This is a genomic window from Desulfomicrobium apsheronum, assembly GCF_900114115.1.
GTDB lineage: Bacteria > Desulfobacterota > Desulfovibrionia > Desulfovibrionales > Desulfomicrobiaceae > Desulfomicrobium > Desulfomicrobium apsheronum.
In genome coordinates this window covers 60,047-83,878 of sequence record NZ_FORX01000013.1, presented here as the reverse complement: position 1 = coordinate 83,878, position 23,832 = coordinate 60,047, and the positions used below count along the sequence as shown (strand labels likewise).

Annotated in this window: 18 protein-coding genes; 5 read left to right on the top strand and 13 right to left on the bottom strand. The window is 61.9% G+C overall.

Annotated elements, in window-relative coordinates:
- Positions 1-15 precede the first annotated feature (15 nt).
- Positions 16-276 carry a GIY-YIG nuclease family protein gene (locus BMZ40_RS12530; protein WP_245751106.1) on the top strand — a complete coding sequence of 87 codons (261 nt, stop codon included), beginning with the start codon at positions 16-18 and terminating at the stop codon, positions 274-276.
- Positions 277-312: 36 nt separating this feature from the next.
- On the opposite strand, the gene BMZ40_RS12525 is transcribed toward BMZ40_RS12530, so the two are convergent.
- The 7 genes from BMZ40_RS12525 to BMZ40_RS12495 all read right to left on the bottom strand — a co-directional run bounded on the left by BMZ40_RS12525 (position 313) and on the right by BMZ40_RS12495 (position 10,758).
- On the bottom strand, positions 313-1,533 hold the full coding sequence (locus tag BMZ40_RS12525; RefSeq protein ID WP_092376259.1) for a glutaredoxin family protein: 1,221 nt from the start codon (positions 1,531-1,533) through the stop codon (positions 313-315).
- Positions 1,534-1,743: 210 nt separating this feature from the next.
- Entirely contained in the window at positions 1,744-3,549 is a 1,806-nt protein-coding gene (locus BMZ40_RS12520) for a protein-disulfide reductase DsbD family protein (protein WP_092376256.1), read from the bottom strand.
- A 252-nt stretch (positions 3,550-3,801) separates the two neighbouring features.
- Positions 3,802-5,940, bottom strand: a complete 2,139-nt coding sequence (gene ldhH / locus BMZ40_RS12515; RefSeq protein ID WP_092376253.1) for an L-lactate dehydrogenase (quinone) large subunit LdhH — start codon at positions 5,938-5,940, stop codon at positions 3,802-3,804.
- A complete protein-coding gene (locus BMZ40_RS12510; protein ID WP_092376250.1) occupies positions 5,940-6,572 on the bottom strand; it encodes a LutC/YkgG family protein in 633 nt (210 codons plus the stop codon). The genes ldhH and BMZ40_RS12510 overlap by 1 nt, the downstream gene beginning before the upstream one ends.
- A gap of 179 nt (positions 6,573-6,751) precedes the next feature.
- On the bottom strand, positions 6,752-7,276 hold the full coding sequence (locus tag BMZ40_RS12505; protein WP_092376248.1) for a HEAT repeat domain-containing protein: 525 nt from the start codon (positions 7,274-7,276) through the stop codon (positions 6,752-6,754).
- A gap of 119 nt (positions 7,277-7,395) precedes the next feature.
- On the bottom strand, positions 7,396-7,845 hold the full coding sequence (locus BMZ40_RS12500; protein ID WP_092376245.1) for a cupin domain-containing protein: 450 nt from the start codon (positions 7,843-7,845) through the stop codon (positions 7,396-7,398).
- A 99-nt stretch (positions 7,846-7,944) separates the two neighbouring features.
- Positions 7,945-10,758 carry an FAD-binding and (Fe-S)-binding domain-containing protein gene (locus BMZ40_RS12495; RefSeq protein WP_092376242.1) on the bottom strand — a complete coding sequence of 938 codons (2,814 nt, stop codon included), beginning with the start codon at positions 10,756-10,758 and terminating at the stop codon, positions 7,945-7,947.
- 285 nt (positions 10,759-11,043) lie between these two features.
- Between BMZ40_RS12495 and BMZ40_RS12490 the strand changes: the two genes are divergently transcribed.
- The 3 genes from BMZ40_RS12490 (at position 11,044) to BMZ40_RS12480 (ending at position 13,975) form a co-directional block, all read left to right on the top strand.
- A complete protein-coding gene (locus tag BMZ40_RS12490; RefSeq protein WP_161949209.1) occupies positions 11,044-12,099 on the top strand; it encodes a DctP family TRAP transporter solute-binding subunit in 1,056 nt (351 codons plus the stop codon).
- Between the two features lie 104 nt (positions 12,100-12,203).
- Positions 12,204-12,701, top strand: a complete 498-nt coding sequence (locus BMZ40_RS12485) for a TRAP transporter small permease (protein ID WP_177193156.1) — start codon at positions 12,204-12,206, stop codon at positions 12,699-12,701.
- On the top strand, positions 12,701-13,975 hold the full coding sequence (locus BMZ40_RS12480; RefSeq protein ID WP_092376235.1) for a TRAP transporter large permease: 1,275 nt from the start codon (positions 12,701-12,703) through the stop codon (positions 13,973-13,975). The genes BMZ40_RS12485 and BMZ40_RS12480 overlap by 1 nt, the downstream gene beginning before the upstream one ends.
- 88 nt (positions 13,976-14,063) lie before the next feature.
- Here BMZ40_RS12480 and BMZ40_RS12475 read toward each other — a convergent pair whose 3' ends face one another.
- A complete protein-coding gene (locus tag BMZ40_RS12475; protein WP_092376232.1) occupies positions 14,064-15,521 on the bottom strand; it encodes a GGDEF domain-containing protein in 1,458 nt (485 codons plus the stop codon).
- Between the two features lie 176 nt (positions 15,522-15,697).
- Between BMZ40_RS12475 and BMZ40_RS12470 the strand changes: the two genes are divergently transcribed.
- Positions 15,698-17,299, top strand: a complete 1,602-nt coding sequence (locus BMZ40_RS12470) for a glycosyltransferase family 4 protein (protein ID WP_092376229.1) — start codon at positions 15,698-15,700, stop codon at positions 17,297-17,299.
- A 175-nt stretch (positions 17,300-17,474) separates the two neighbouring features.
- Here the strand turns inward: BMZ40_RS12470 and cobJ are convergent, their stop codons facing one another.
- From cobJ to BMZ40_RS12445, 5 genes are read right to left on the bottom strand one after another with little or no spacing between them, the layout of a single operon-like run.
- Complete coding sequence (cobJ, locus tag BMZ40_RS12465) at positions 17,475-18,227, bottom strand: precorrin-3B C(17)-methyltransferase (RefSeq protein ID WP_092376225.1); 753 nt, start codon at positions 18,225-18,227, stop codon at positions 17,475-17,477.
- Positions 18,212-20,023 carry a precorrin-4 C(11)-methyltransferase gene (gene cobM, locus BMZ40_RS20115; RefSeq protein WP_092376222.1) on the bottom strand — a complete coding sequence of 604 codons (1,812 nt, stop codon included), beginning with the start codon at positions 20,021-20,023 and terminating at the stop codon, positions 18,212-18,214. The genes cobJ and cobM overlap by 16 nt, the downstream gene beginning before the upstream one ends.
- Positions 20,020-21,390, bottom strand: coding sequence for a precorrin-6y C5,15-methyltransferase (decarboxylating) subunit CbiE (gene cbiE, locus BMZ40_RS12455; protein ID WP_092376219.1), 1,371 nt, complete (start codon positions 21,388-21,390; stop codon positions 20,020-20,022). Before cbiE ends, cobM begins: the two co-directional genes overlap by 4 nt.
- Positions 21,387-22,481: a cobalt-precorrin-5B (C(1))-methyltransferase gene (locus tag BMZ40_RS12450; RefSeq protein WP_092376216.1), complete on the bottom strand. Its 1,095-nt coding sequence runs from the start codon at positions 22,479-22,481 to the stop codon at positions 21,387-21,389. The genes cbiE and BMZ40_RS12450 overlap by 4 nt, the downstream gene beginning before the upstream one ends.
- Complete coding sequence (locus tag BMZ40_RS12445; protein ID WP_092376213.1) at positions 22,478-23,830, bottom strand: cobyrinic acid a,c-diamide synthase CobB; 1,353 nt, start codon at positions 23,828-23,830, stop codon at positions 22,478-22,480. Before BMZ40_RS12445 ends, BMZ40_RS12450 begins: the two co-directional genes overlap by 4 nt.
- Positions 23,831-23,832 lie beyond the last annotated feature (2 nt).

The following is a 23,832-nucleotide window of genomic DNA, read 5'->3' as shown; positions in this document are numbered from 1 at the left end:
GTGTCCGATTGGTTCGTGTACGTACTGCGCTGCGGCGACGGGAGCCTCTACACCGGCATCACTACCGACGTGGCCCGCCGCCTGGCCGAACACGCCTCCGGCGGCCCCAGGGCGGCCAAATATTTGCGCGGGCGCGGGCCGCTGGAACTTGCCTTTTCGGTTCCGGTGGGCGGCAAGTCAGCAGCTTTGTCGCTGGAAGGGTGGATCAAGAGGTTGCCGAAGCGGCGCAAGGAACTGTTCGTCACCGGTTTGCTCTTGTGGCCTGGGCAGGGCTGAGCTGACTGCGCATCGGCGCGGGACGCCTGCGGCCTCTCATCCGAACATCAGCCATTGCGGCTTGAAGATCAGCAGCGTGCCGATCAGCAGCATGAGCAGTCCCCCCACCAGTCGTGCAATGCGTACGTATTTGGTGGTCATCCCGGTGATCTCGAACGTGAGCATGGCGGCCACGAAGACGAACATGTCGTCGAGCATGAAAAACAGGATGTAGAGCAGTATGTAGGAATAATACTGCCATGAGGGCAGGTGGCTCAGGGATAGGACCTGGGTGTAGATTGCCGGGAACCCTGCCGAGCAGACGATCTCGATGAGGTTGACCATGAAGGCCAGGACGATGATCCCGCACAGGGAGAGGATCAGGCTGTTCCGGCTGATGATATTTTTAAGTTTCTCGCGGAATGCCTGCCGCTTCTCGCTACCTGCCAGCGTGCATTCAAGAGACCTGGTCGTCAGGGCGTCCCGAATGCTGTAGGCGCCGCTCAGAAGGGCCAGGATTCCGATGCCTATCCTGATCCAGAGCACAAGCCCGAAGAGCAGGATCAGGTTCAGCCAGGCGGCCATGAACAGAAAGTAGACAAAAGCCGACGCGGCGATGAAGGCCATGCCCAGAGTCCACATCCTCTTCCTGTCCTTCATGCCCAGCAGCAGGCCGATGAGGAAGATGAGCGCCCACATGGCGCATGGGTTGAAGCCGTCCAGAAAGCCCATGACCACGGTCAGGACAGGCAGGGAGAAGGTGCGGACGTCGATGTCGCCGAGCAGGGGGAGGGTGATGATCCTTTCGCGTTCTCCTGCCGCCTGCTCCGTTTCGTTTCCCACCGATCCTGACTCCTCGTCGGTCAGCATGTCCCGGGAGTGCTCGAAGATGATTCTTCGGGACGGATCGGGGCATTTGCGGGTCAGGCATTCCTCGATCCTGCTTTGAATCCTGCCTGGGGTCAGGGTTTCATCGAACCCTACGATGTATTCGTCTCCGATGATCAAAAAAGGGATGCCGCTCACGTCGGCTCCCATGCTCTCCGCCACCCTGCCGAAAAGTTTCATGTTTTCGTCGCTGAAATAGACTTCGAAGCGGTGCATGTTCAGATCGGCGTACTTCTCCTCATACATCTTGAGATATTTTTCTTCTTTTTTGCAGTGCGGACATCCGTCTCCGTAAAAGAGATAGACGTCGAGGCCGCTTCGCGGGTTGGCGAAGCAGAGGAAGAAGACGCTGAATAGCAGCAGTACAAGGAGATATTGCCTTTTTTTCATGCTGCACCGGGTCATGTTCAGAAACGGTCGGGATAATTTCTAACAGCGATACGCCGCGCGTAATCGATCTTTATGAGAAATCTACCACGTTTTGCACGATGAGAGCCAGGATAATGTTGGGGAGGGCCTGGGGCCGGGGAAATTACGAAGGCAGGTCAGAGACGGCTCCCTGGAGAAGCCGCGGGGGAACGGGGCGCGGGTGCGCCCCGTTCATGGTTTGAGCTCTGCGTTCAGGGCTTCCTTGAGCTGACCGCCGGTGAAGAGGTCCCGCAGCACAAGCGGACTGTCTGGATTGGCCTTGGGGAAGATGGCCAGGATGGGGATGGATTTGGAGCCCAGGCTTTCAAGCAATGCCATCAGTTCGGGATCGTGGCGGGTCAGGTCCACGCGCATCAGGATGGCGTCATGTTCCTTGGCGAACGCGGCGCTTTTTTCCGGAGTGAGCACGGTCTTTTCCAGGAACTTGCAGTTGGGGCACCAGTCCGCCGTGAAGTCCAGGATCAGGTTTTCCTGTCCGCGCAGGGTTTCAAACTGTTGCATGTCGAAGTTTTTCCAGGGGTCCGGATGTCCTTCCTGGCGGAAGAGGAATGCGGCGGCAAGAACGACTAGGGCGATGGCGATGCCGCGAATGGACCATCTGCGCGTACGGTCCTGGCTCAGATTGGTCCAATTTCCCCAGATCCAGGCCGAAAGGGCGATGGTCCACAGCAGAATGAGTACGTTCACGTACTCCGAGGTCGGCAAAAGACCGAAGAGATATACGCAGGTAGCGGCCAATAGAAAGCCGAGGATGCGCTCCAGATGCAGGGTCCAGGCGCCGGGTTTGGGCAGGAAGCGGTACAGGCCGGGGAAGAGCGCCATGGCCAGGTAGGGCGAGGCCATGCCCAGTCCGATGCAGCTCAGCACCAGGGCGATGATGTCCGGGGGCTGGATCAGGGCCCAGGCCAGGACTCCGCCCAGAAACGGACCGCTGCACGGGGTGGCCAGGATCGTGGCCAGGATGCCCGTGGTGAAAGATTCCAGGCGCGGATGGTGCACGACTCCCTTGGCCTTGCCTTTGAGGTCGATGAGCGGCAGATCGTAGACGCCGAACAGGCTCAGGCAAAGCGCGAAGACAATGGCCGTCAGGGTGATGATGGCGGCCGGTTCCTGGAAAATCTGTCCCCAGGCCATGCCGGTGACGGCGATGATCCCGGCCAGGATCAGAAAATAGAGCATCATCCCGAGGGCGAAGAACAGGTTGTGAGTGCGAAAGGCGAGGCGCTGGCTTTTGGGCACGCTGTCCGCCGCCGGAATGAAGGAGCGCAGCTTCAGGGTGATGACGGGGAGCACGCAGGGCATGAAGTTGAGGATCAGACCGGCCAGAAAGGCCAGCGCGGCGGCCTTGGAGAGGGTGTGGACTTCAAGGCCCGGAGCAAAATAGCGGGGTGAGAAATCCCGTGCGGTGGGTGTTTGTGCCACGTCGCCGGAGGTGACAGGCTCAAGGTCAAGGCCCGAGTCCGGCCCCGGGGCGGCCTGCAGAAAGCGGGGCCACCAATCCTGTTCCTCGGCGGGCGGCAAGGCTGTTGCCGTCGCGATCACAAGCTCCAGCTCTTCTTTGATCGGCTGACAGGTGGTCGAGGAACAGAGCAGGGCCTTTATCCCGACCACGACCGTAGCGGGTCCGTCGGGCAAGGGAATGAAAAAGGGCGTCGGGCCGTCGTAGAGTTCAACGATCAGGCTGGGATCAAGGGGGTCCGGCCCCGGTGTCGGCGTCGGGTACAGAGGCGACAGGACCTGCCCGTCCCGTGTCGCCCAAATTTCCGTGGGAAATCCGGAAGGCCCCTGAATGTTTCCGTAGGCGTGCCATTCGGGACTGGGTGTAAGGGTCAGCACGGCGAGCACGGGAGCCATTACGTTGTCTGTGCGGTAGGCCTGTAGTGAAATCCGATACGGTTCATCGGCCCGCGCTCCGGCTGGAGAGGCCAAGGTCAGAAGCACGAGGCAAATCAGGAAAAACCTGGACTGAAATATCATTGTCTCTTGGGGGTTGAAGTGTAGTCGGCAATGCGCCTTCGAACTGTTACTTTTAAGAGGTTTGCGCACACGAAGCAAGGACCGGAAGAGCCTATTTCTTTGGATGAAGTTTTCTGACTGCAAGAATAGGTCCCATAGGTCCCATACGACCCATAGAACCTATTCTTGAAAAAAATACCGGGAGCCTTCCAGTGGAAGACTCCCGGTGCGCAAGGAGAGAAAAGTTCGGGCCGGGAAAACCCGGCCCGTTTGTTATTTCAGATGGTCGGCCAGCACTTCGGCGATGTGCCGCACGGCGAAGCCGGACTTGTTCACTTCAGCACCGCCGCGCAGCTGCATGATGCAGCCCGGGCATTCGGTGACCAGCACTTCCGCTCCGGTGCGGCCCGCGTCGGTCAGCTTGTTCTTGAGGATCTGTTCGGAAATCCCCGGGAACTTGGCCGAGTAGGTGCCGCCGAATCCGCAGCAGACCTGCTCCTGCTCCGCCTGGGCGTATTCATAGCCGCCCAGGGCAAGAAGCTGACGGGGCTGTTCGACCACGTCCAGGCCACGGCAGAGGTGACAGGGGGCATGCAGAGTGGCGCGTTCCTGGGTCTGCTTGAAGCCGTCGGCGGTCACGCCCAGCACATCGGTCATGAAGGCCGAGAAGGGGATGACCTTTTCGGCAAAGGCCTTGGCCTCGGCGTCGTTTTCACCAAGCAGGAACGGGTAGTTGTGCTTGAGGTGCGATGCGCAGGAGGCGCACAGGGTGATGATGTAATCGTAGTCGCCGCTCATGGCCGCGATGTTCTGCTTGGCCACATCGACACCCGCTTTCTTCTCGCCCATCATCTGCAGCGGCAGGCCGCAGCAGGACTGGTCCATGGGGAAGTCCACCGCCACGTTGTGGGCGGCCAGAACTTTCACCGCGGCTTCCAGCTGTTCCGGATAGACGAAGTCCTGCACGCAACCCGAGAACAGGGCGATGCGGTACTTGGGTGCGGAAACAGTGGGTTTCAGCGCCGCGAAGCGATCCCGGAAGGGCTTGGCGGCAATGGCCGGCAGCGCCTTGAAGCCGTGATCCTTGGAGAAGATGTGCGGCAGATGGCGGATGTACTGCGTACCCCCGGTCAGCGGACGCTGGGCCATCTTGGCCGTGCGCAGGAAGGCGTGGAAGAGCTTGCGGTTCTTGAGCAGCTTGCCGAGCAGCATGGAAGGCAGCGGGTGGCCGTCTTCGTCCAGGATGCGGGCGTGGATTTCCTTGATCAGCAGGGGCAGATCAATGCCCGCCGCGCAGATGTGCTTGCACGCCTGACAGTTGATGCAGTTCTGAACCAGGTTCTTGGCCTTGTCCTTGCCGTGGAAGAAGTAGGTCAGGATGAGGCCGATGGCGCCGATGTAGATGTGTCCCATCTGGTGGCCGCCGACCATGCGGTAAACCGGACAGACGTTGGCGCAGGCGCCGCAGCGCACGCAACGAAGCACCTGGGCGAAGAGAGGATCCTTGGCCATCTCGCTTCTGCCGTTGTCCAGGAAGATGATGTGCATCTCTTTCTTGCCGCCGGGCGCGGGCTGACACTCGTTGGCACCGCTGATCCAGGTCACGTAGGAGGTGATGGCCTGACCCGTTGCGTTCTTGGGAACAACGCGCAGGATCTTGAGGGCGTCCTCAAGACTGCCGCAGAGCTTGTCGATGCCGGTGATGGCCACATGCACGCGGGGCAGGGTGGTGACCAGTCGAGCGTTGCCCTCGTTGGTCATGAGGCCGATGGTGCCGGTTTCGGCGATGGCGAAATTGACTCCGCTGACGCCCATGTCCGCATCGGCGTATTTCTGGCGCAGCTCGCGGCGGGCGACCTTGACCAGACGCTGAATGTCCGATGACTGGTCATGCTTGGTGACCTGCGAGAAGAGTTCCGCAACCTGATAGCGGGACAGGTGAATGGCCGGCATGACCATGTGGCTGGGCCCTTCGTGCCGCAGCTGGATGATCCATTCGCCAAGGTCGGTCTCGACCACTTCGAGTCCGTCTTTTTCCAGACGGTGGTTCAAAAGGGTTTCCTCGGCCGTCATGGACTTGGATTTGACGATGATCTTGCACTTGTTCTCGGCCGCGATGCGGGCCACGATCTCGTTGGCCTCGTCGCCGTCCTTGGCCATGTGCACTTTCACGCCGTTGGCTTCGGCCTTGGCCTTGAATTCGGCATAAAGCTCGTCCAGGCGGGTCAGGCCTGCATCCTTGGCCTTGACCACTTCCTCGATCAGGGCCTCCACGTCGTATTCGCGAAAGGCATTGGCCCGGCCCACGGGGTAGGCCGTGGCGAATTTGTCCATGGCTCCGCGCAGGAAGGTGTTGTCCAGAGCTTCGCGCAGTTCCTCGTTATATTCGGAAAGATTTTTGGCCTTCTGCATTATTTGTCCTCCAGAATCAGGATGTGCAGTTCCAGGGGTCCGTGCACGCCCAGGGCCAGAACGCGTTCGATGTCAGCGGTGCGGCTCGCGCCGGTGACAAAGGCCAGATAATTGGGCTTCTGGCTCATAAAGCCTTTGAGTTCGGCGTACATGTCCTCGGCCGTGGCGCGGATGCGTGATTTGGGGATGACCGCGACGTGGATTTCGCTGACCATGGTGGCCAGACGCAATTCCTCGCTGGAGGAATTGATGACCAGGCTGCCGGTCTCGCCGATGCCGTAGTCCGCGACCGTGAATCCGATGTCGATGCCGGCCAGGTGGCTGCGCATTCCGTCCTTGATGACGGAGATCTGGCGCTCTGCGGCCTGCTTGAGCAGTTCGGCCATGTCAGCATCGTTCAGGGCGGGGGCGGCGATGATCTTGCCCCATTCTTTGAGTTCGCACAGATCCTTGCCCTTGTCGGACAGGGTTTCCTCACAGCCGCTCATGAGCAGCTGACAGGCTTCCTTCTGGGCGCACAGATCAACAGTATAGGCAATGGCCTGCGCCATGGAGTCCACTTCCGAGACAATGGCCGAGACGATTTCCGCTTTTTTCCGAAACTTTTCCAAAACCTCTGGGGTTGGTCCCATATGTCCTCCTGGGTGAATTCATTTGGCATTCTATAGGCAGGATGCGTGCCAGCTCATCCTGCGTAATTTAATTCAATTATTCCAAAGTATTGATTGTAATTGATGCTTCGCCGCAAATTTTGTTTGTGCTGGATTGCGTGATTTCACCCAGCATGGATGGGGGGATTGGCGCAGTCTGGTCATCGTGAGGCGGCCTTGTCCCGCAAGCGTTTGAGCATTTCCGATGCGGCGATGCCCCCGGTCTCCGTCAGTTCGCCAAATTCAAGAGCTTCGCGGATTGTGTCCAGCAGATCGTCGAATTCGGGAGCCTTCTGCTTGGAGAAGACATGGTGCGCTCCCTCGCGCAGGGCCACGGACTCGACTCCTCGGTCGATCAGGGCCTGCAAAAGGGGTCTCCACGCTTCCTGCCCGAGATTTTCCAGCGCCACGGCCGCGAGCCAGGTAACATCTGAGTTTCGGTCTTCAAGCGCATCGACCAGCGCCGGTGCGGAGTCCGGATCGCGCAGCGTCCCGAGGGCCTTGGCCGCAGCCCAGCGCACATGGTGGTCCTTGGCGGTGAGCAGGGCCGCGCACAGGGGCGCCACCGCCGGTTTTCCAAGCGCCTCCAGGCCTTCCCGCCCTTTTTTGCGGATCAGCCCGTCCTTGTGAGCCAGCATGGCCATGAGGGCCGGTATTTCTGCGAGCCCTGATTCTTCAGCGTTCATGATCGTTCCCGTGGTGAATTGTGCCTGATTAACATCTACTGTTAAGCACGATTCGGGGAAAAGTCCCGCGTAAAGTTCAGAGCCGATTCATCCAGGTATGTAGGACGCCTATCCTTCAATCACTCGGGTGCGGAAAGCGTGATCGGAGCGCCGCTGGTACCTGCATAAAAGACGATGATCTCCGCCGGTTCGTCGCCTTCATTCACGCCGTAATGCTCGGTATCGACCAGTTCGACGATGGGATCTCCGGCCTTGAGAAGCAGCTTCTCGCCGTTGGCGGCTACGACCGTGAGCTGACCGCTGAGCAGCACTCCGGCATTGATGACCGGATGGGTGTGCGTCTTCAGGCGGGTTCCCGCCGGGATGGCGATGTGCAGGATGGTGATCTCGGGTTGCCCCCCTGGATATGCGGGCAAGGTTTTCTTGTTCCAGCTTGCGCTGGTCTTGACGAGCTCCCTGACGACGGCGGGACCGGCGTGCGCATCGTGCTCTTTTTGCCGCGCCGCGCAGCCGGTCTGAAGGATGAGCAAAAAGGACATGGCCGCAAGGAGGAGCGAGGTTTTCTTCATGGTACCGCCTGTTTTTGAAATGGTGAAAGGATCATTCGGAGCGCTTATGCTGTTTGAAATTTCATTGCATCCGTTTTCGCACGGCACGGAAAAATTGGCTCATTCATCCGGCCTGGAGCATTCCTCCAGCAGATACAGGATGTTACGGTACGGGATGCCCCCGTGCAGGCTCAGGCCGATTTCGCATGTGCGGGATGTGGAATATCCCTCGCCGCACTGCGCGACCTGCGCGGCAAGCCCGGCCAGGGCCGAGGCGTTCAGGTCCGGTCGATGAAAGCCCTTGTCGCCGGAGAACCCGCAACAGAGGATGCCCTCGGGGAGGACGACACGCGCGGCCAGGCGGTGCGCCAGGTCCGTGAAGGCTTCTGTCAGGCCCATGAGACGGGTGGAGCAGGTCGGGTGCAGGGCGATGGCGCGCCGCGCCGGTTTGAGTCGCAGGCGTGGAAGCAGGAAGATCTGGGCGAATTCGATGGGCTCGAAGAGGGCAAGGCCCTTGAGCTCTTTTTTCATGCGCGCAAGACACGGGCTGGTGTCGCAGAGAATGGGATGGCGGCCGTTTTCGGACGCCTCGCGCAGCGCGCTTTCAAGCTCCAGGATCTTCGATCGGGCCTGATCGAAGAGTCCCTTGGTTTCAAATGCCTTGCCGCAGCAGAGTTCGTTCACGTTACCCGGGATGCGCACCGTGAACCCGGCCCGTTCGAGCAGAAGCCGTGTGACTTCGGGCAAGGGGGGCAGATGGTCCTCACGGGTGTCGCCCATGGTCCGCGTGGCGCAGGACGGCAGATAGACGACCACGTCCCGATCGGTGGCGCAGCCGGGCTTGCCGGGTATCGATGCCGCCGCGCGGGGCAGGTGTTTTTGCCACAGGGGCAGCCTGTTGCCGCTCAGCCTCGTCAGGATGCGGCTCACGGCCTCCATTTTCTGATCGCCGAGGGCCAGGTGCGCGAGGTCGGCTGCGCCCAGCACTCCACGCACAAGGGATGTGGCGGCGGTGAAATGTGCGGCGACGCTGCCGGCCGCGGTGCGTGCGATGGGAGTGGCCGCATCATGGCGCAGGTCCCGGATGAAGGAGGCCACGTCGATGCTCAAGGGGCAGCGGGTGGTGCACAGCCCGTCCGTGGCGCAGGTGGATTCGCCCAATTCCGTGAAGGCCGCGCGCCATTGCCGTGCCTCGTCGTCACGCCCATCCTGTTCCAGGCGCGTGATTTCCCGCCAGGCCGCGATGCGCTGGCGCGGCGTGAAGGCGATGTGCCGCGAGGGGCAGACCGGCTCGCAGAATCCGCAGTCCACGCACATGTCGATTTTTTGATGGCTGGTCAGGGGGAGCTTGAGGCCTTCAAGATGCGCGTTTGGGTCCTCGTTGAACATGACGCCCGGGTTCAGGATGCCGTGCGGGTCGAGCAGCTTCTTGATCTCCCTCATGATGGCGTGGATTGGATCTCCCCATTCCTGGCGCACGTAGGGGGCTATGGCCCGGCCTGTGCCGTGTTCGGCTTTGAGGGAGCCGTCGAAGTCCTGTGTGATGAGGGTTGCCAGGTCATCCAGAAATCCGTGCAGGCGCCTCAGTTCCGCAGGGTCACTTATGCGCGTGGGCAGGGTGAAGTGGAAATTGCCGTGAAAGGCGTGCCCCATGATTCCGGCATCATAGCCGTGGCGCTTGAAGAGGCGCTGGAAGGCGGCGCAGCCTTCGGCCAGGCGTTCCACCGGAATGTTGATGTCTTCGGTGATGACGAATTCGTCGGCGGCGCGAAAGCTGGTCACCGCCGAGAAGAGGCCGCGCCGGACGGCCCACAGGCGTTCGCATTCGGCCGGGTCGGTGGTGAAGCGGGGCGGTACAACCTGTTCGATATCGGCCAGGGCCGAGAGGATCGCCTCGGTATTGCGCGCGAGGGTGTCGCTGCTCTCGGCGCGGGTCTCCATGAGCACGGCGCAGGCCTCGTCGCCCAGTTCGCGCAGGATGGGCGGCGCCGAGGGCAGGCCTTCCACGGCGCGGATGGAGGTGCGGTCAAGAAGTTCCGCCGCCTGCACCGGACAGCCTCCGCGCAGGGCCATGACCGCTCGCGCCGCCGCGTTCAGGTCCGGAAAGATCATGAGCGCCGTGGCCCGCAGGGGATGGACCGGCACCGTGGCCAGGGTCACGGAACTGACAAAGCCGAGGGTCCCTTCGGAGCCGATCATGAGGTGGGTCAGCATGTCCAAGGGATCGTCAAATTCGGTCAGGGCGTTGATGGCATAGCCCGTGGTGTTCTTGATGGAATACTTGCGCCGGATGCGTTCCACCATGGCCGGGTCAGCCATGATCCTGCCACGCAGCTCCCGGAGGCGCTCAAGCACATGCGCATGATTGATGCGCAGCGCGGCCACGCTGTCCGGATCTTCGGTGTCCAGGATCGTGCCGTCGGCCAGGATGAGGCGCATGTGGCGCATGGTCGCAAAGGTGTTCTGGTCCACGGTGCAGCACATGCCGGCGGCGTTGTTGGCGACCATGCCGCCGATGGAAGCGGCCGATGCAGAGGCCGGATCAGGTCCGATGCGGCGACCGAGGGGGGCCAGGGCCGCGTCGGCCTCTCCGCCTGTCAGGCCGCAATGCAGCCGGATGGTGCGTCCTTCGTACAGGATCTCATGCCTGCGCCAGAACGGACCCCGGATGCGCGCCACGATCTCCTCGCCGGTGGCCTGGCCGTTGAGGCTCGTGCCCGCTCCGCGAAAGGTCACGCCGCTGCCGTGCTCGCGCAGTGTCGCCAGCAGGTTCTGAATTTCGGTTTCATTTTCCAGGTCGATGACGGCCTTGGCGCGAGGCTGGTAGATGCTGGCGTCGAGGGCGAAGACGCGCGCCCGCACGGCATCCAGATGCAGGCGTTCCGCCGGGACGATACGGGCCAGGGCGGCGGCAAGGGAAGACGGCAATGGCATTGGGCGCTCCGTGGGGTCGGTGCCCCTGGACCGTGACGGACGGAACGGGGCGTGCTCGTGAAGGACAAAATCACTAGGGGGGTGCAGTGTCGAAGTCAATGTGACGGGATGCACCGAAACGAGCTGGTTTGAATGGAAGGGGGGCCCGATACTCAGAAAAGGGTTGCAAAGCTTCTTGCTGATCGATAATTGTTTATGCTTTGTGTCCTCTTTTTTGAAATTTTAATAAAAACAAAGGTTTGTGTCATTCGCTCCGAGTGGCGTCTGCACAGCCCGGAGGCATCGATGAAGATGAAGGTTTCGGTGGCGATCTTTCTGGCCATGACCATGTTCTGCGCCGCGTCGGCCCAGGCGGAGCGGGTTCTCAAGTTCGGGCACATCGCGCCCACCAAGATCGAGAACAAGGATTTTCCCATGCACAAGGCGGCCCTGGCCTTTGCCGAGCACGTGGAAAAGGAAACGAAAGGCGAGATCAGGATCGAGGTCTTTCCGCTGGGCCAGCTCGGCAACGAGCGCTCCATGCTGGAGCAGGTCCAGTTCGGCACCCTGGACATGATGGACTGCACCACGGCCGTCATGTCGAATCTCATTCCCCAGGTGGGCCTTTTGGACCTCTTCTTTCTCTTTCCGAGCAAGGAAGTCGCCTACAAGGTGCTGGCCGACGAGGAATTCAAGACCGTCATGGACGCGCTGATGCCCGGCATGGGCCTGATCCCCATTGGCTATGCCGAAAACGAGATGCGCGATTTCGGCGTGCGCGACAAGACCATCACCTCGCCCGAACAGATGAAGGGCGTGCGCGTGCGGGTCATGGATTCGCCCGTGTTCCTGGAAAGTTTCCGGGCGCTCGGCGCCAACCCCGTGGGCATCCCGTTCCCGGAACTGTACACCGCCTTGCAGCAGGGCGCCGTGGACATGCAGGAAAACCCCATTCCGACCTCGGTCATGATGAAGTTCACGGAAGTGGCCAAGTACCTGACCCGTTCCTCCCACTCCCTGACCTGCCTCTACAAGATGGTCAGCCGTCCGGTCTGGGAGAGCCTGACTCCGGAGCAGCAGCGGATCTTTCTTGATGCCGCCAAGATCGCCGAGGACATCAACCGCACCGAAAACACGAACATGCGCAACGAGCTCGAAAAACTGGCGCAGGAAAAGTTTGGCGCGACCATCGCGGACCTGACCCCCGAAGAACGCAAGGCCTTTCATGATGCCGTGCTGCCCGTGCATGAGAAATTCGCGAATCAGGTCGGCAATATTCCAGACGACCCCAAGTTTGGAAAGTACGCAGGCAAGCGCTATTACGACATGATCGTGGAAAAGGTGAACCAGTACAGCAACTAGATTCTGTTCGCGGCGACCCCGACCCGGATGCGGGTGCCGCGAGCCAAGGCAAGCCTTAAAACAGAACGGCAGGGCCTTTTGGTCCTGCCTTTTTTGAGAGAATGATGAAGAATTTTCTGCGTATCCTCGGGCATATCGAGGAATTGACCGTGGGTGGGCTGCTTCTGCTGCTGGCCGTGGGTACCACCATCCAGGTCATGACCCGCTATTTTCTGGGCATGACCTTTGATTGGTTCGACGAGGGCAGTCGGTATCTGCTCGTTTTCGTGACCTTTGCCGGAGCAGGCATGGCCGTCAAATACGGAGCGCATTTCTCCATGGAGGCCGTGACCCAGTATGCCCCGCCGCGTATCGCCGCAGCCCTGCGGACCCTTGCCGCCCTGCTGAGCGCGGCGGTGATGCTGGTCATCGCCTGGTACGGTTGGGAGCAGACGGCGCTGCTGGCCCGCTACGGGATGACCACGGCATCGCTGGGCATGCCCATGTGGGTGGCCTATCTGCCCATCCCCGTTTTCGGGGTGGGCATCGCCCTGCGTTTTCTGGCCCGGGCCTTCGAGCAGGCGCGCATCATGTTCGGACAGACCGCACAGGAGCGTGACTGATGGTCTGGTTCATCGTTTGCACTTTTTTGGGCCTGCTGCTGCTTTCGACGCCCATCGCCATTGTCGTCCTTGCGACCACGGCCGGGGCCGTCAGTTTCTTTCTGAACGTTCCCCTGACCGCGCTGGTGCAGCAGCTTTTTCGCGGGCTGGACAATTTTCTGCTGCTGTCCATTCCTTTTTTCATTCTGGCCGGAAACATCATGGCCGAGGGGCGCATCGCCCATTATCTGGTCCAGTCCATGGACGCCTGCGTCGGGCGCTTTCGCGGCGGGCTGGCCCTGGCCGGGATTCTGACCTGCATGTTTTTCGCGGCCATCTCGGGGTCGAGCCCGGCCACGGTCATCGCCGTGGGCAGCATCATGATTCCGGCCCTGATCCGTTCGGGCTACAGCGAAAAATTCAGCATCGGCCTCATCACCAGCGCCGGGACCCTCGGCATTCTCATTCCACCGTCCATCCCCATGGTCCTCTATTCCCTGGTGGGCAACACCTCGGTCAGCGACATGTTCATGGCCGGCGTTGTTCCGGGCGTGATTCGGGTGATCATTTTCGGGGCCTTTGCCGTGTACATGGCCAGGCGTTTCAACTGGGGCGCGACATCATCGCATTCTTTGGGCGAAACCCTGCGCATCCTCGGGCGGGCGTCCTGGGGGCTGGCCATGCCGCTCATCGTGCTCGGGGGCATCTATTCCGGCATCTTCACGCCCACGGAGGCGGCGGGCGTGTCCGTGGTCTACGCCCTGCTGGTCGAGACCTTCATCTACAGGTCCCTGACCTGGGAAAAGTTGCGGGTCATCCTGGTCAAGAGCGCCGTGCTCTCATCGGCTCTGCTCTTCATCATCGCCTGCGCCATGCCCTTCATCTGGCTGCTGACCCGGGAGCAGCTTCCGGTGCAGGCCGCCGAGTTCATCGGCGCACACATCAGCAACAAGTACGTGTTTCTGTTTCTGGTCAACATTCTGTTGCTTGCGGTCGGGTGCGTCATGGACATCGTGACCTCGATCCTGGTCCTGACGCCCATCTTTCTGCCCATGCTGGCCCACTTCGACATCGATCCCGTGGCCTGGGGAATCATGATGATCGTCAACGTGGAGATCGGATTCCTGACCTTTCCCTTCGGCCTGAACCTGTTCGTGGCCATGGGCATCACCAAGAAGCCCCTGACCTATATCGCCCGGGCGGTCATGCCTTTTCTGCTGTTGCTCTTCGTCTGCCTGCTCATGGTTACCTATATCCCGGTCATCTCCACCTGGCTGCCTTTCGCTCTGAAATAGCCGGGGATTCTCGCACAATAAAAAAACCGCATGGGGGCTGCCTCATGCGGTTTTTCTGTTGGTGTTGCCGAGGTCGGCGCCAGCGGTTTCAGCCCAGTTGATCAGCCTCGCATTCTTCGATGGCCGAGCAGCAGACCATGTTGCGGCCGCTGGTTTTGGCCAGATACAAGGCCAGGTCGGCGTTGTGGATCAGGCCCTCCGGCGGGGTCAGGGCGCCGGGCTTGAGCCCCGCGATGCCGATGGACACCGTGACCCGGAAGCGCTTCTTCTGGAAGCGGAACACGGTCTGGCCGATCTGGGCGCGCAGACGTTCGGCCAGAATCCAGGCCTGCTCTTCCCGGGTCTGCGGCAGAATCACAACGAACTCCTCGCCGCCGTAGCGGGCGGGGAAATCGGATTCGCGCAGGGTATTGTGCAGTATCTTGCCCACTTCCCGCAGCACCAAGTCTCCGGCCTGATGTCCGTAGGTGTCGTTGACGGACTTGAAATAATCGAGATCGATCATCATCAGGCTGAGTTCGTCCTGATGGCGCTGGTGGCGTTTCATTTCTTCGCGCAGACGAGTGTCAAAATGATGACGATTGGAGATGCGCGTCAGACCGTCATGGTCAGCCCGGGCCTTGGTCTTGCGAAATTCGAGGCTGTTGCGCATGGCCAGGGCCAGATGGTTGGCGGCCGAGCCGAGGATGCGCAGACGATCCTGCCCGAGGGCCGACGCCTCGCGCGAACAGATGACCAGGGCGCCAAAGGGTTCCGGCCCCAGGGACAGAGGCAGGGTGATGAGCTGGTCGAGCTCTGGCTGGCTCTCCTCAGCGTCGTCCTTGTGTTGCAGGAGCGAGACCTGATAGCCGCGCACCTCGTGCTTGCCGAGGCGGGTGGCCAGGCTCAGCAGATGGTTGATCCATTCCGCCTGGCTCGTGTTCGTGAGGTTTTCCGGCAGAAAGAGTTCCGCCTCGGTCTGGCCCTTGTTCTCGCTCCAGAAGATGCCGAGCACGGAACGGACATCGAGGAGCAGCGCCAGATCCTCGGCGCTGTTGGAGAGGATGACGGATGGATCAAGGGTCTGGCTGGCCTTGGTCAGCAGCTGGTTGAGGAATGCCAGCTGTTCGTTCTTGCGGGCCAGGAGTTCCCGTTCGAGGCTGATTTCGCGCGCCATGAGGAAAATATCCTGATACATGCTGGATACTTCTTCCGCCTGTTCCAGGGCGCGGGCAATTTTTTCCCCATCAAGGGGGCAGGTCATGAGCGTGAGGAATATCCCGGAAGACATGAACTCCAGAGCTTCCGGGTCATGTCTGTCGGCGATGAGCAGGAACTGCCAGGACTTGTGCGCGGTCAACCGTTCCCTGTCCTGCGCGGGCAGGTCTTTCCAGGTGGAAACGGACACGAAGACAAGCCCCCCCTGGCTTCTTTCGCTCATGAATTCCAGCGCCGAACCGGGCAGGCGGTTCTCAAGAACGCTTGTCCGGGGCAGGTGCCCTTTCAGCTGGGAGGCAAGCTCGGGGCTTAAAGCCAGGCCCAGGCAAGGGCGGGTCGGGGTGTCCATGAAGTCCTCCAGGGGAACGAAAAATTGACGATTTCCTGGAACTTAGCAAGTTTGCTGCCAAGCCTGACGAAAGGTGGCCGCTACGGCTCCGTCTTGTGTTCCGACTCATTTTTCCGCCTGCTCTTGCCCCCTTTTCAAAGTACGTTCATCAGGCCCGGATATTGCTCTGGCTGTGCATGGCGCAACACTTAGGCCCTGTCTGGGGCACACTAGATCCATTTGTCGAAGGCGGTCCCATCATCGGACGCAAGGTTGCCAATACCGGTTTCCTGCGGGCCCTGCTTGAAGCCGATCCTTTCGCGGCCTATCATTTTTTTCTGGCGGACCGGCAAAGCGGCGAGGCGCTGCAAACCTACGTGCAGTCCGTCTGTCCGCAGGCGCTTGGCAAAGTCCGCATCCTGCCGCGCACCGCCTTGCCCGAGCATCTGGCCCGGACGCCATACCACGTGTTTCATCTTTCCGACTGTCTGACCTCACAGGGTTTTCTGGCTGCGGCCAGGAACAGGCTGGCCCTTGAAATCTTCCCCATCACCGGCGTGACCCACTCCCTGTCCTACGCGCGTTACGGCCAGTCCTTCGCCCAGCACGTCTGGAGCGGAAACACGTCGCGGGACTGCATTGTGGCTACCTCAAGCGCCGGGGCCGATGTCGTGCGGGAGGAACTGGCGATGCTCGGCGAGGCGTTCGGCGCTCCGGTGCCCCAGGTGGCTGTCGTGCCCCTTGGCGTGTGGTGCTCTGAATTTGACGCTCCCGGACCGGGTGCCGTGCCCGCCGTGCCGGAGTCGAAGACCATTTTTCTGGTGCCGGGACGGATCAGCCCGTATTCCAAGATGGATCTCTTGCCCTTGCTGCGTGCTTTCCAGCGTGTGCGCCAAGGCGGGGCCAAGCTTGAGGACGTCTGTCTGGTCCTGGCCGGAAGCCCGGACGAGGGCGCATCCCTGCCGCACACCCTGACCAATCTGGCGGCCAATATCGGACTTGAGCTTGTTGTCGTGCGCTGTCCCGACGACGCGACCAGGACGGCCCTCTTGCATCGCGCCGACGTGGTCGTGTCCCTGGCCGACAATCCGCAGGAGACTTTCGGGCTAACGATCCTGGAAGCGGCCGCCGCCTCAAAACCCGTCATCGCTTCGGACTATGACGGCTACCGGGATCTGGTTCGTCACGGGCTCACGGGATTTCTGGTTTCGACTCTGGACAGCGGCGAGGTGGACGACATTTCGCTTCTGGCGCCGCTTCTCTACGACAGCACCTATCACCTGTGGCTGGCTCAGGACGTGGCCGTGGATGTGGGCGAATTGGCCGGGCATCTGCACGCCATGCTGAGCAAAGACGTGCGTGAGGGCATGGGTCGGGCGGCCCGGGAGCATGCCCTGGGTTTTGACTGGTCCCGGATCATCGGGCGCTATCTGGAATTGTGGGAGCGGCTGGCGGCAGCGCCCGCGTCCAGGCCGGACGGGGACGGCCATCCGCTGCTCATGCGCCACGGACGGATTTTTGCCGGATACCCGACGCGGCGTCTGGCGGAAGGGGATGTGCTGGAGGCCACGGAGCTTGGCCAGGCCGTGTACAGGGGGCAGGATTTTCCCGTGGTCTATGCGGGTATCGAAGACAGGATCGACCTTGAGCTCATGCGCAAGGTGCTGGTCTGGGCCCGGCGTCCGCTACCTTGGACGGCCCTGCGCGAGAAGGCCGAGGCGGCGGATCTTCTGGTCTCGACCGTGATGTGGATGCTCAAGGGGGACCTTTTGCGCGTCTCGGCGGGGCCGGAAGCCTGAGTCCGAAGGATGAACGACGCGCTATCAGGCCGCTCCAAAACGGCGATCTGCTGCGTCAGCGAAAAAATCCAGACCGCTTATGAATGCGCAATACACCGCGCGTCCTGAATTTTTTCGCTTCCTTGCATCTCACCATTTTTGAACGCCTGCGAATATTGAATTTTTCAACAGTCAGCTATCCGTATTTTTCGAAATAGCCGCGTGGGGTGAGGATCTTCTTTCCGGCCAGGCGGCTCGCGCTGTTGCCGATGACGACGGTGGTCAGCATGTCGGCCCACTCGGGATCGCAGGTGCCAAGGGTCGCGACGCGTACGTCCTGATCCGGGCGGTAGGCGTTGCGCACGAAGCCAACGGGAGTGCCCTCGCCGCGATGCTCGGTCGCGATGGCCAGAGCCTGTCCAAGATAGGAATCGCGCTTGCGGGATTTGGGGTTGTAGAGGGCGATGACGAAATCGCCTTCGACCGCGCAGCGGATGCGCTTCATGATGGTCGGCAGCGGAGTCAAAAGATCGGACAGGGAGATGGAGGCGAAGTCGTGCATGAGGGGGGCGCCGAGCAGCGCAGCCGCCGCACACAGGGCCGGGATGCCCGGTACGACTTCAAGCTCGACGACGTCCAGGAGCCCCTCGCGTTCCAGAAATTCAAGGACCAGTCCGGCCATGCCGTAGATGCCGCTGTCCCCGGAGGAGACCACGACCGTGTCGAGTCCGGCCAGGGCGAATTCCACGGCCTTGGCCGTGCGTTCCATTTCCTTCTTCATGGGGCTTGAAAAAAGGGTCTTGCCCTTGAGCAGGTCAGGATCGACCAGCTCCATATAGCGGTCATAGCCGACAACCGCTCCGGCCTGGATCAGACAGGACAGGGCCATGGGGGCGAGCAGCGCCGAGCTGCCGGGCCCAAGGCCGATCACGGTCAACCGGCCAGGCATATGGCCACCGTCACGTTTCCGCTTATTGTCTTCGGCACTATGAGACGCGCCGCCGGGCTTGATTTCAGGGCGGCCTGGATGGCTGCTGCTTCGCATACGCTCCCCACTCCTATTTTTTCCCGCACCCGCTCCGAGGGGTTGGGGACTTCTGTTTCATCGAGAATCGACGCTTCAAAGAATTCAAGGGGCAGGCCGAGCTCCTGCGCCGCTTCCAGCAGCCCCTCTTCGTCCGCTTTAAGTTCAACGCTGGCCAGCGCGGCCAGACTGTCTAAAGCCAGGCCATGCAGAGTCATGACGTGGTTCAGGGCCCCCAGGATTTCCTCGCGGGAGACGCCCCGACGACAGCCGATTCCGGCGCAGAGGCAACGCGGGTGCAGGACCAGGCCCGAGGCCTTGGCGTTTTTCCAGCTGACCAGCACCTGCGCCTGTGCTTCCTCCACCAGTTCGAAGGAATCTTTCAAATCCTCGTTTCCGGACAGGCCCAGACGATTTTCCGGGTCATGCACCGTGACGCGTCCGCCCTCGGCCAATAAGCTGTTCAGCCCCGCCAGGCGGGAAGGATCCGCGATGGCGCAGTCGCGGGCCTGGGCCAGGGTGTCGATGGCGGGCTTGCCGGCTGTGTCCGTAGCGGTGGTGATGACGGGACGGCCCGCGACGTGGGCGGCGATGCGCCGGGCCAGGTCGTTGGCCCCGCCGAGATGGCCGGACAGGAGGCTGACCACGTGTTCGCCGTTCTGGTCGCAGACGACCACGGCCGGGTCTGTTGTCTTGGACTGGAGCAGGGGTGCGATGCTTCGCACCACGATGCCGGTGGCGGCAACGAAAACGTGGGCGTGGTAGAGAGGGAAATTGACCCGAACCTGATCGGCGATGCGTTCAAAGCCCTGCACCCGGTCATGGCCGGGGCGGTCTTCGACCAGACGGACGGTGGCGAAAAGATCGGCCGGGGCCATGGCGGCGATGCGCCGGGCCAGGCTAAGGCCCTGGCTGGTCATGGCGTAGATGGCCATGCGTGGCCAGGTTCGGGGGCGCCGGGCCTCGCGAAATCCGTGGCCGAACGAGGCGTCATAGAGCCTGGACTGGATCTGCGGCGCGGTCTCTCCGGGCAGGACCAGAAATACGGCCTGACGGGTGATGTTGGCAGCCTGTACGCTTTCTTCGAGTTCCGAAAGGGTGGTGCGGATGATTTTTTCCCCGGGATGGCCAACCTTGTGCCCGATGACGATGACCGTGTTCTCCGGCGATCCGGCTTGACGCAATTGATCGGCCAGATCCCCGGCCTTGTCCGCTGAAAGATACACGGCCACGGACGAGCCGTGCCGCGCCAGTTCGCTCAGCCTTTCTGATTCCGGGACCGGGGTGCGGCCGTGCAGGCGGGTGATGATGAGGCTCTGAGTGGTCTCGGGCACGGTGAACGACACTCCGGCCCTGGCCGCTGCGGCAAAGGCGGCGGTCACGCCGGGGATGATGGTCCAGGGCACGCCGTCACGGTCCAGCAGCGCGATCTGTTCGCGCACGGAGCCGAAAAGGGACGGATCGCCGGTGTGCACCCGCGCCACGATTCCGCCCTTGCGCGCCGTCTCAAGCATCAGGGAATGGGTCTGTTCGAGGCTCATGCCCGCCGAATCCGCGACCACGGCTCCGGGCCGGGCGCAGCCCACCACCTCGGCGGGCACAAGAGAACCGGCATAGAGCACCAGATCCGCCCGTTCGACAAGGTCCCGGCCGCGCACCGTGATCAGGTCCGGATCTCCGGGACCTGCGCCGATAAAATAAACCTGAGGGGAAATATTCATGTGTCGCTTGAAGGTTTTTGGGTTTCCAGAAGAAATACGGGGTTGGACGGGGTAAGCCGCAGGTCGCCAGCCAGGGGGGACCCGGCGTGGTGCATGAGCTGATGCACCTTCAAGGGCCAGCCCAGTTCTTGAAAGACAGTGCGTGCGGTCTCCAGGGTGGAGAGCAACACTGCGGCGATCACCATGCGCCCGCCGGAAGAAAGCAGGGCGGCGCACTGCGCAAGAACGGGGGCCGAGGCCCCGCCACCGATGAAAATGTGGGTGGGGGCGGAAGAATGGGAAGAATGGGAAGAATAGGAAGAATGGGACATATGGGGCCTATAGGACGTATGTTTAGGGCACGCTGCATGGCCATCCTGCGCTTCGGCTGCCTTTTCATAGGTCCCATACGACCCATAGGTCCTATAATTCCTATTCTTCCCATAATCCCCAAAATTCCCATTCCCCAAAAACTCCTCCAAACTGCCGTGTACCACCTCCACCAGCCAAGCCCCTGTGCGTTCCACATTTTCCCTGATGTGCCGCACCCGTTCCGCCTGACGCTCCACCGCAACCACGCGCCCCTTGCCAAGGAGCCGCGCGGCCTCCAGGCTTACGGCTCCGCTGCCTGCTCCCAGATCCCACATGAAGGCGTCCGGAGGCAGGCGCAACAGGGACAGGGCAAAGGCGCGCACGGGCTGCTTGGTCATGAGCCCGTCGTTGTGGGTCAGCGCGTCTTCATCAAGACCCAGCCTGAGGGGTAGGGCAGGGTTCCCCGTGCGTTCGAGGACAACAATGCTCAGGGCGTGCCAGGTACATTGAGCGGCCTCGGTCAGGGCGAGGGTGCTCAGCTTTTCTTCGGGGCCGCCCAGAGCCTCGGCCACGTTCATGCGCCAGCCCGTGACGCCGCGTTCCAGCAAAAGTCTGGCGATGGCGTCGGGGCTGTGCTTCTGGTCCGTGTACAGAGCCATCAGGTTGTCGTGCGTCAGGGCCGCAAAGAGCGGGGTCAGGTCTTCGCGGCCGTGCAGGGACAAGGTCCGGCAGTTGTGCCAGGGCAGGCCGAAACGGGCGCATGCTGTCTGCATGGCCGAGACATTGGGATGAAATGTCAGCTCGCCAGGGGCGAAGTAGCGCAGCAGGCTCGCGCCAAGGCCGTAGAGCAGGGGGTCGCCGTCGGCCAGCACGCAGACGCTTGCACTTTCAGCCCGTGCGCGGATGGCGGCTGCGAATGCGTCCATGCCGGTCAGGAGCAGACGGCGATTTTCGGCGATTTCCAAGTCATCCAGAAGACGTTTTCCCGAAGCCACAAGGTCCGCCTCCCGGATCAGTTCCATGATTCGGGGGCAGCGCTGCTCGCTGGACAAACCCAGACCGATGACGTGGATCATGCGGCCTCCCGGGTTTGGTGCAGGATTTGACCGGTGAAATCGAAGAGCATGTAGTCCACGCGCAGATCGCGGCCGCAAAAGGTGCGGGCGGCGTCGGCGGCCTTGTTTGTAAGCAGAGTGAAGAGCGCCTTGCTCCGGGGCATGGGGGACAGCAGTTCCAGGGCCTGCATGGCCGTGTTGGCGCCTGCGACCTCCCGGCAGACATGTTGGTCGAAGCCGCAATCCGCGCACCAGCTCGCCAGAATGCCAAGGTCAAGCTCCGCGCTGCGGGCGTGGGTGTAGCGGTGTCCCTGGGCCTGTTTGACCAGCTTGCCGAAAAAGACGCCCCAGAGCACGGAGCCAAATCCGCGCCGACCGACTTCGCGCATGCTGTAGGAAAAAAAATCGGCCACCTGGACACAGGCCGTTTCCGGTGTCTGCGGGCGGGCCTGACGCAGGAAGCGTTCGCTGCGTCCGCCCGTGGTCAGACAGGGTGTGGTCACCCCGCAGGCTTGCATGACATCCAGACATTGGCGGATGGTGGCCTGATAGGCCGCGTTACTGAAAGGCTTGACCGTGCCCCGGGTGCCGAGGATGGAGATTCCCCCGATAATGCCCAGGCGCGGATTGAAGGTCTTGCGGGCCAATTCTTCCCCTCGGTCCACGCGGATTTCGACCTCAAGGCCAATGCTTTCGCTGGCGCCCGGGGCAAGGGCGTCGTCCAGCGCCTCGGTCACGGACTTGGTGATCTGCTCGCGGGGCACGGGATTGATGGCTGGCATGCCGATGGCAACGGGCAGGCCGGGCCGGGTTACGACGCCCACGCCGGACCCGCCGCGCAAGGTCACGCCTGATCCTGCGCCGCGTTGCACCCGCGCGCGGATCACGGCGCGGTGCGTCACGTCCGGGTCGTCGCCTGCGTCCTTGACCACGGCGGCCATGACAGCGTCTCCGTCGATCCGGCTCTCAAGGATGGCGATGCTCATGCGTTCGCCAATGGGCAGCGGCACCTCGACACGCTCAAGGGCGCGGCCCGTGAGCAGATGCGTGGCCGCAGCCTTGGCGGCAGCGGAAGCCGCCGTGCCAGTGGTGAAGCCATGGCGCAGGGTCATGCCCCGCAGACTCCGGCGAAATGGGCGGCCATGTCCGGATTGGAGCCGAAATGCAGATGCACGTAGGATCCGAGGCAGTTGCCCTTTTGGTATCCGCCGCTTGCATTGGTCTTTCCGCAGCGGTCATGAACCTCGTAGACTTGGGCGGCGGCCGGGTCGCTGCCGCTCATGTGCGAATAGTGGAATTCATGACCTCTGGCCTGTGCTCCGGGAGCGCCCAGCGCAGTGGGGGCGGTGAGCCTGATTTCGCGGTATCCCAGCGCCTGATGACGGTTTTCCATGGAGCAGGAAAAATCAAAGACCTCGGCCATGTCATGTTCCTGTCCCGAGCGAGTGCGCAGGGAGCGCATCAGGTACATGAAGCCGCCGCATTCCGCGTAGACCGGTTTGCCGCTGGCGCAGAAATCGCGGACTTTGCCGAGCATGACCGTGTTGGCGGCAAGCTCCGCCGCGTGCAGTTCCGGATAGCCTCCGCCCAGATACAACCCTTTGAGGGCCGGGGGCAGGTTCGTGTCGTGCAGCGGCGAGAAGGGCACCAGCTCGGCCCCGGCCTGACGCAGCATGCGCAGGTTTTCCTCATAGTAGAAGCAGAAGGCGCGGTCGCGGGCGTATCCGATGCGGATTTCCGGCATCCTGACCCCGCCATCGCTAAGGGACGGCAGCGAATATTCGGGCAGGGCCTCCAGCAAGGCGTCCAGATCAATGGATTTTTCGACCCAGTCGGCCAGTGCGTTCAGGCGCTCCTCGCGGCGGTCCAGGTCTTCGGCGGTGACCAGCCCGAGATGCCGCGAGGGCAGGGGCAGATCGGCCTGGCGTTGCAGGCTGCCCAGCACCCGCACGCCCTGGTTATCCATGGCCTGGGCCAGAATCTGTCCGTGGGTGGGGCTGCCGGTCATGTTGAAGAGCACGGAGTCGAGGCGCAGGTCCGGGTCGAACTGGGCGTAGCCCTTGACCAGGGCCGCCGCCGATCGGGCCATGCCCCGGGCGTTGACCACCAGCATCACGGGCACGCCCAGAATCTTGGCCAGCTGCGCGGCCGAGCCTTCCTCGCTGACGGCACCGATGCCGTCGAAGAGGCCCATGGCTCCTTCGATGATGGAGATGTCGCAACCTTCGTGGTTGCGTCGGAAGATGCGATGGATCTCATCGGCCGAGAGCATCCAGCCGTCCAGGTTGTGGCTGGGCAGGCCCGAGGCCAGGCGGTGCAGTCCGGGATCGATGAAATCCGGGCCGGACTTGAAGCCCTGCACCACCAGGCCCTTGCGGGCGAAAGCTTTCATCAGGCCGAGAGTGACGGAAGTTTTTCCGCACCCGCTGGAAGTTCCGGCAATGACGATGGCTTTGGGCATAA

What these genes read in the sequence shown, in the direction of transcription:
- BMZ40_RS12525 (WP_092376259.1), bottom strand. Translation starts at nt 1,533, where the DNA reads ATGAAAAAAAGGCAATATCTCCTTGTACTGCTGCTATTCAGCGTCTTC.
- BMZ40_RS12520 (WP_092376256.1), bottom strand. Translation starts at nt 3,549, where the DNA reads ATGATATTTCAGTCCAGGTTTTTCCTGATTTGCCTCGTGCTTCTGACC.
- ldhH (WP_092376253.1), bottom strand. Translation starts at nt 5,940, where the DNA reads ATGCAGAAGGCCAAAAATCTTTCCGAATATAACGAGGAACTGCGCGAA.
- BMZ40_RS12510 (WP_092376250.1), bottom strand. Translation starts at nt 6,572, where the DNA reads ATGGGACCAACCCCAGAGGTTTTGGAAAAGTTTCGGAAAAAAGCGGAA.
- BMZ40_RS12505 (WP_092376248.1), bottom strand. Translation starts at nt 7,276, where the DNA reads ATGAACGCTGAAGAATCAGGGCTCGCAGAAATACCGGCCCTCATGGCC.
- BMZ40_RS12500 (WP_092376245.1), bottom strand. Translation starts at nt 7,845, where the DNA reads ATGAAGAAAACCTCGCTCCTCCTTGCGGCCATGTCCTTTTTGCTCATC.
- BMZ40_RS12495 (WP_092376242.1), bottom strand. Translation starts at nt 10,758, where the DNA reads ATGCCATTGCCGTCTTCCCTTGCCGCCGCCCTGGCCCGTATCGTCCCG.
- BMZ40_RS12490 (WP_161949209.1), top strand. Translation starts at nt 11,044, where the DNA reads ATGAAGATGAAGGTTTCGGTGGCGATCTTTCTGGCCATGACCATGTTC.
- BMZ40_RS12485 (WP_177193156.1), top strand. Translation starts at nt 12,204, where the DNA reads ATGAAGAATTTTCTGCGTATCCTCGGGCATATCGAGGAATTGACCGTG.
- BMZ40_RS12480 (WP_092376235.1), top strand. Translation starts at nt 12,701, where the DNA reads ATGGTCTGGTTCATCGTTTGCACTTTTTTGGGCCTGCTGCTGCTTTCG.
- BMZ40_RS12475 (WP_092376232.1), bottom strand. Translation starts at nt 15,521, where the DNA reads ATGGACACCCCGACCCGCCCTTGCCTGGGCCTGGCTTTAAGCCCCGAG.
- BMZ40_RS12470 (WP_092376229.1), top strand. Translation starts at nt 15,698, where the DNA reads ATGGCGCAACACTTAGGCCCTGTCTGGGGCACACTAGATCCATTTGTC.
- cobJ (WP_092376225.1), bottom strand. Translation starts at nt 18,227, where the DNA reads ATGCCTGGCCGGTTGACCGTGATCGGCCTTGGGCCCGGCAGCTCGGCG.
- cobM (WP_092376222.1), bottom strand. Translation starts at nt 20,023, where the DNA reads ATGAATATTTCCCCTCAGGTTTATTTTATCGGCGCAGGTCCCGGAGAT.
- cbiE (WP_092376219.1), bottom strand. Translation starts at nt 21,390, where the DNA reads ATGATCCACGTCATCGGTCTGGGTTTGTCCAGCGAGCAGCGCTGCCCC.
- BMZ40_RS12450 (WP_092376216.1), bottom strand. Translation starts at nt 22,481, where the DNA reads ATGACCCTGCGCCATGGCTTCACCACTGGCACGGCGGCTTCCGCTGCC.
- BMZ40_RS12445 (WP_092376213.1), bottom strand. Translation starts at nt 23,830, where the DNA reads ATGCCCAAAGCCATCGTCATTGCCGGAACTTCCAGCGGGTGCGGAAAA.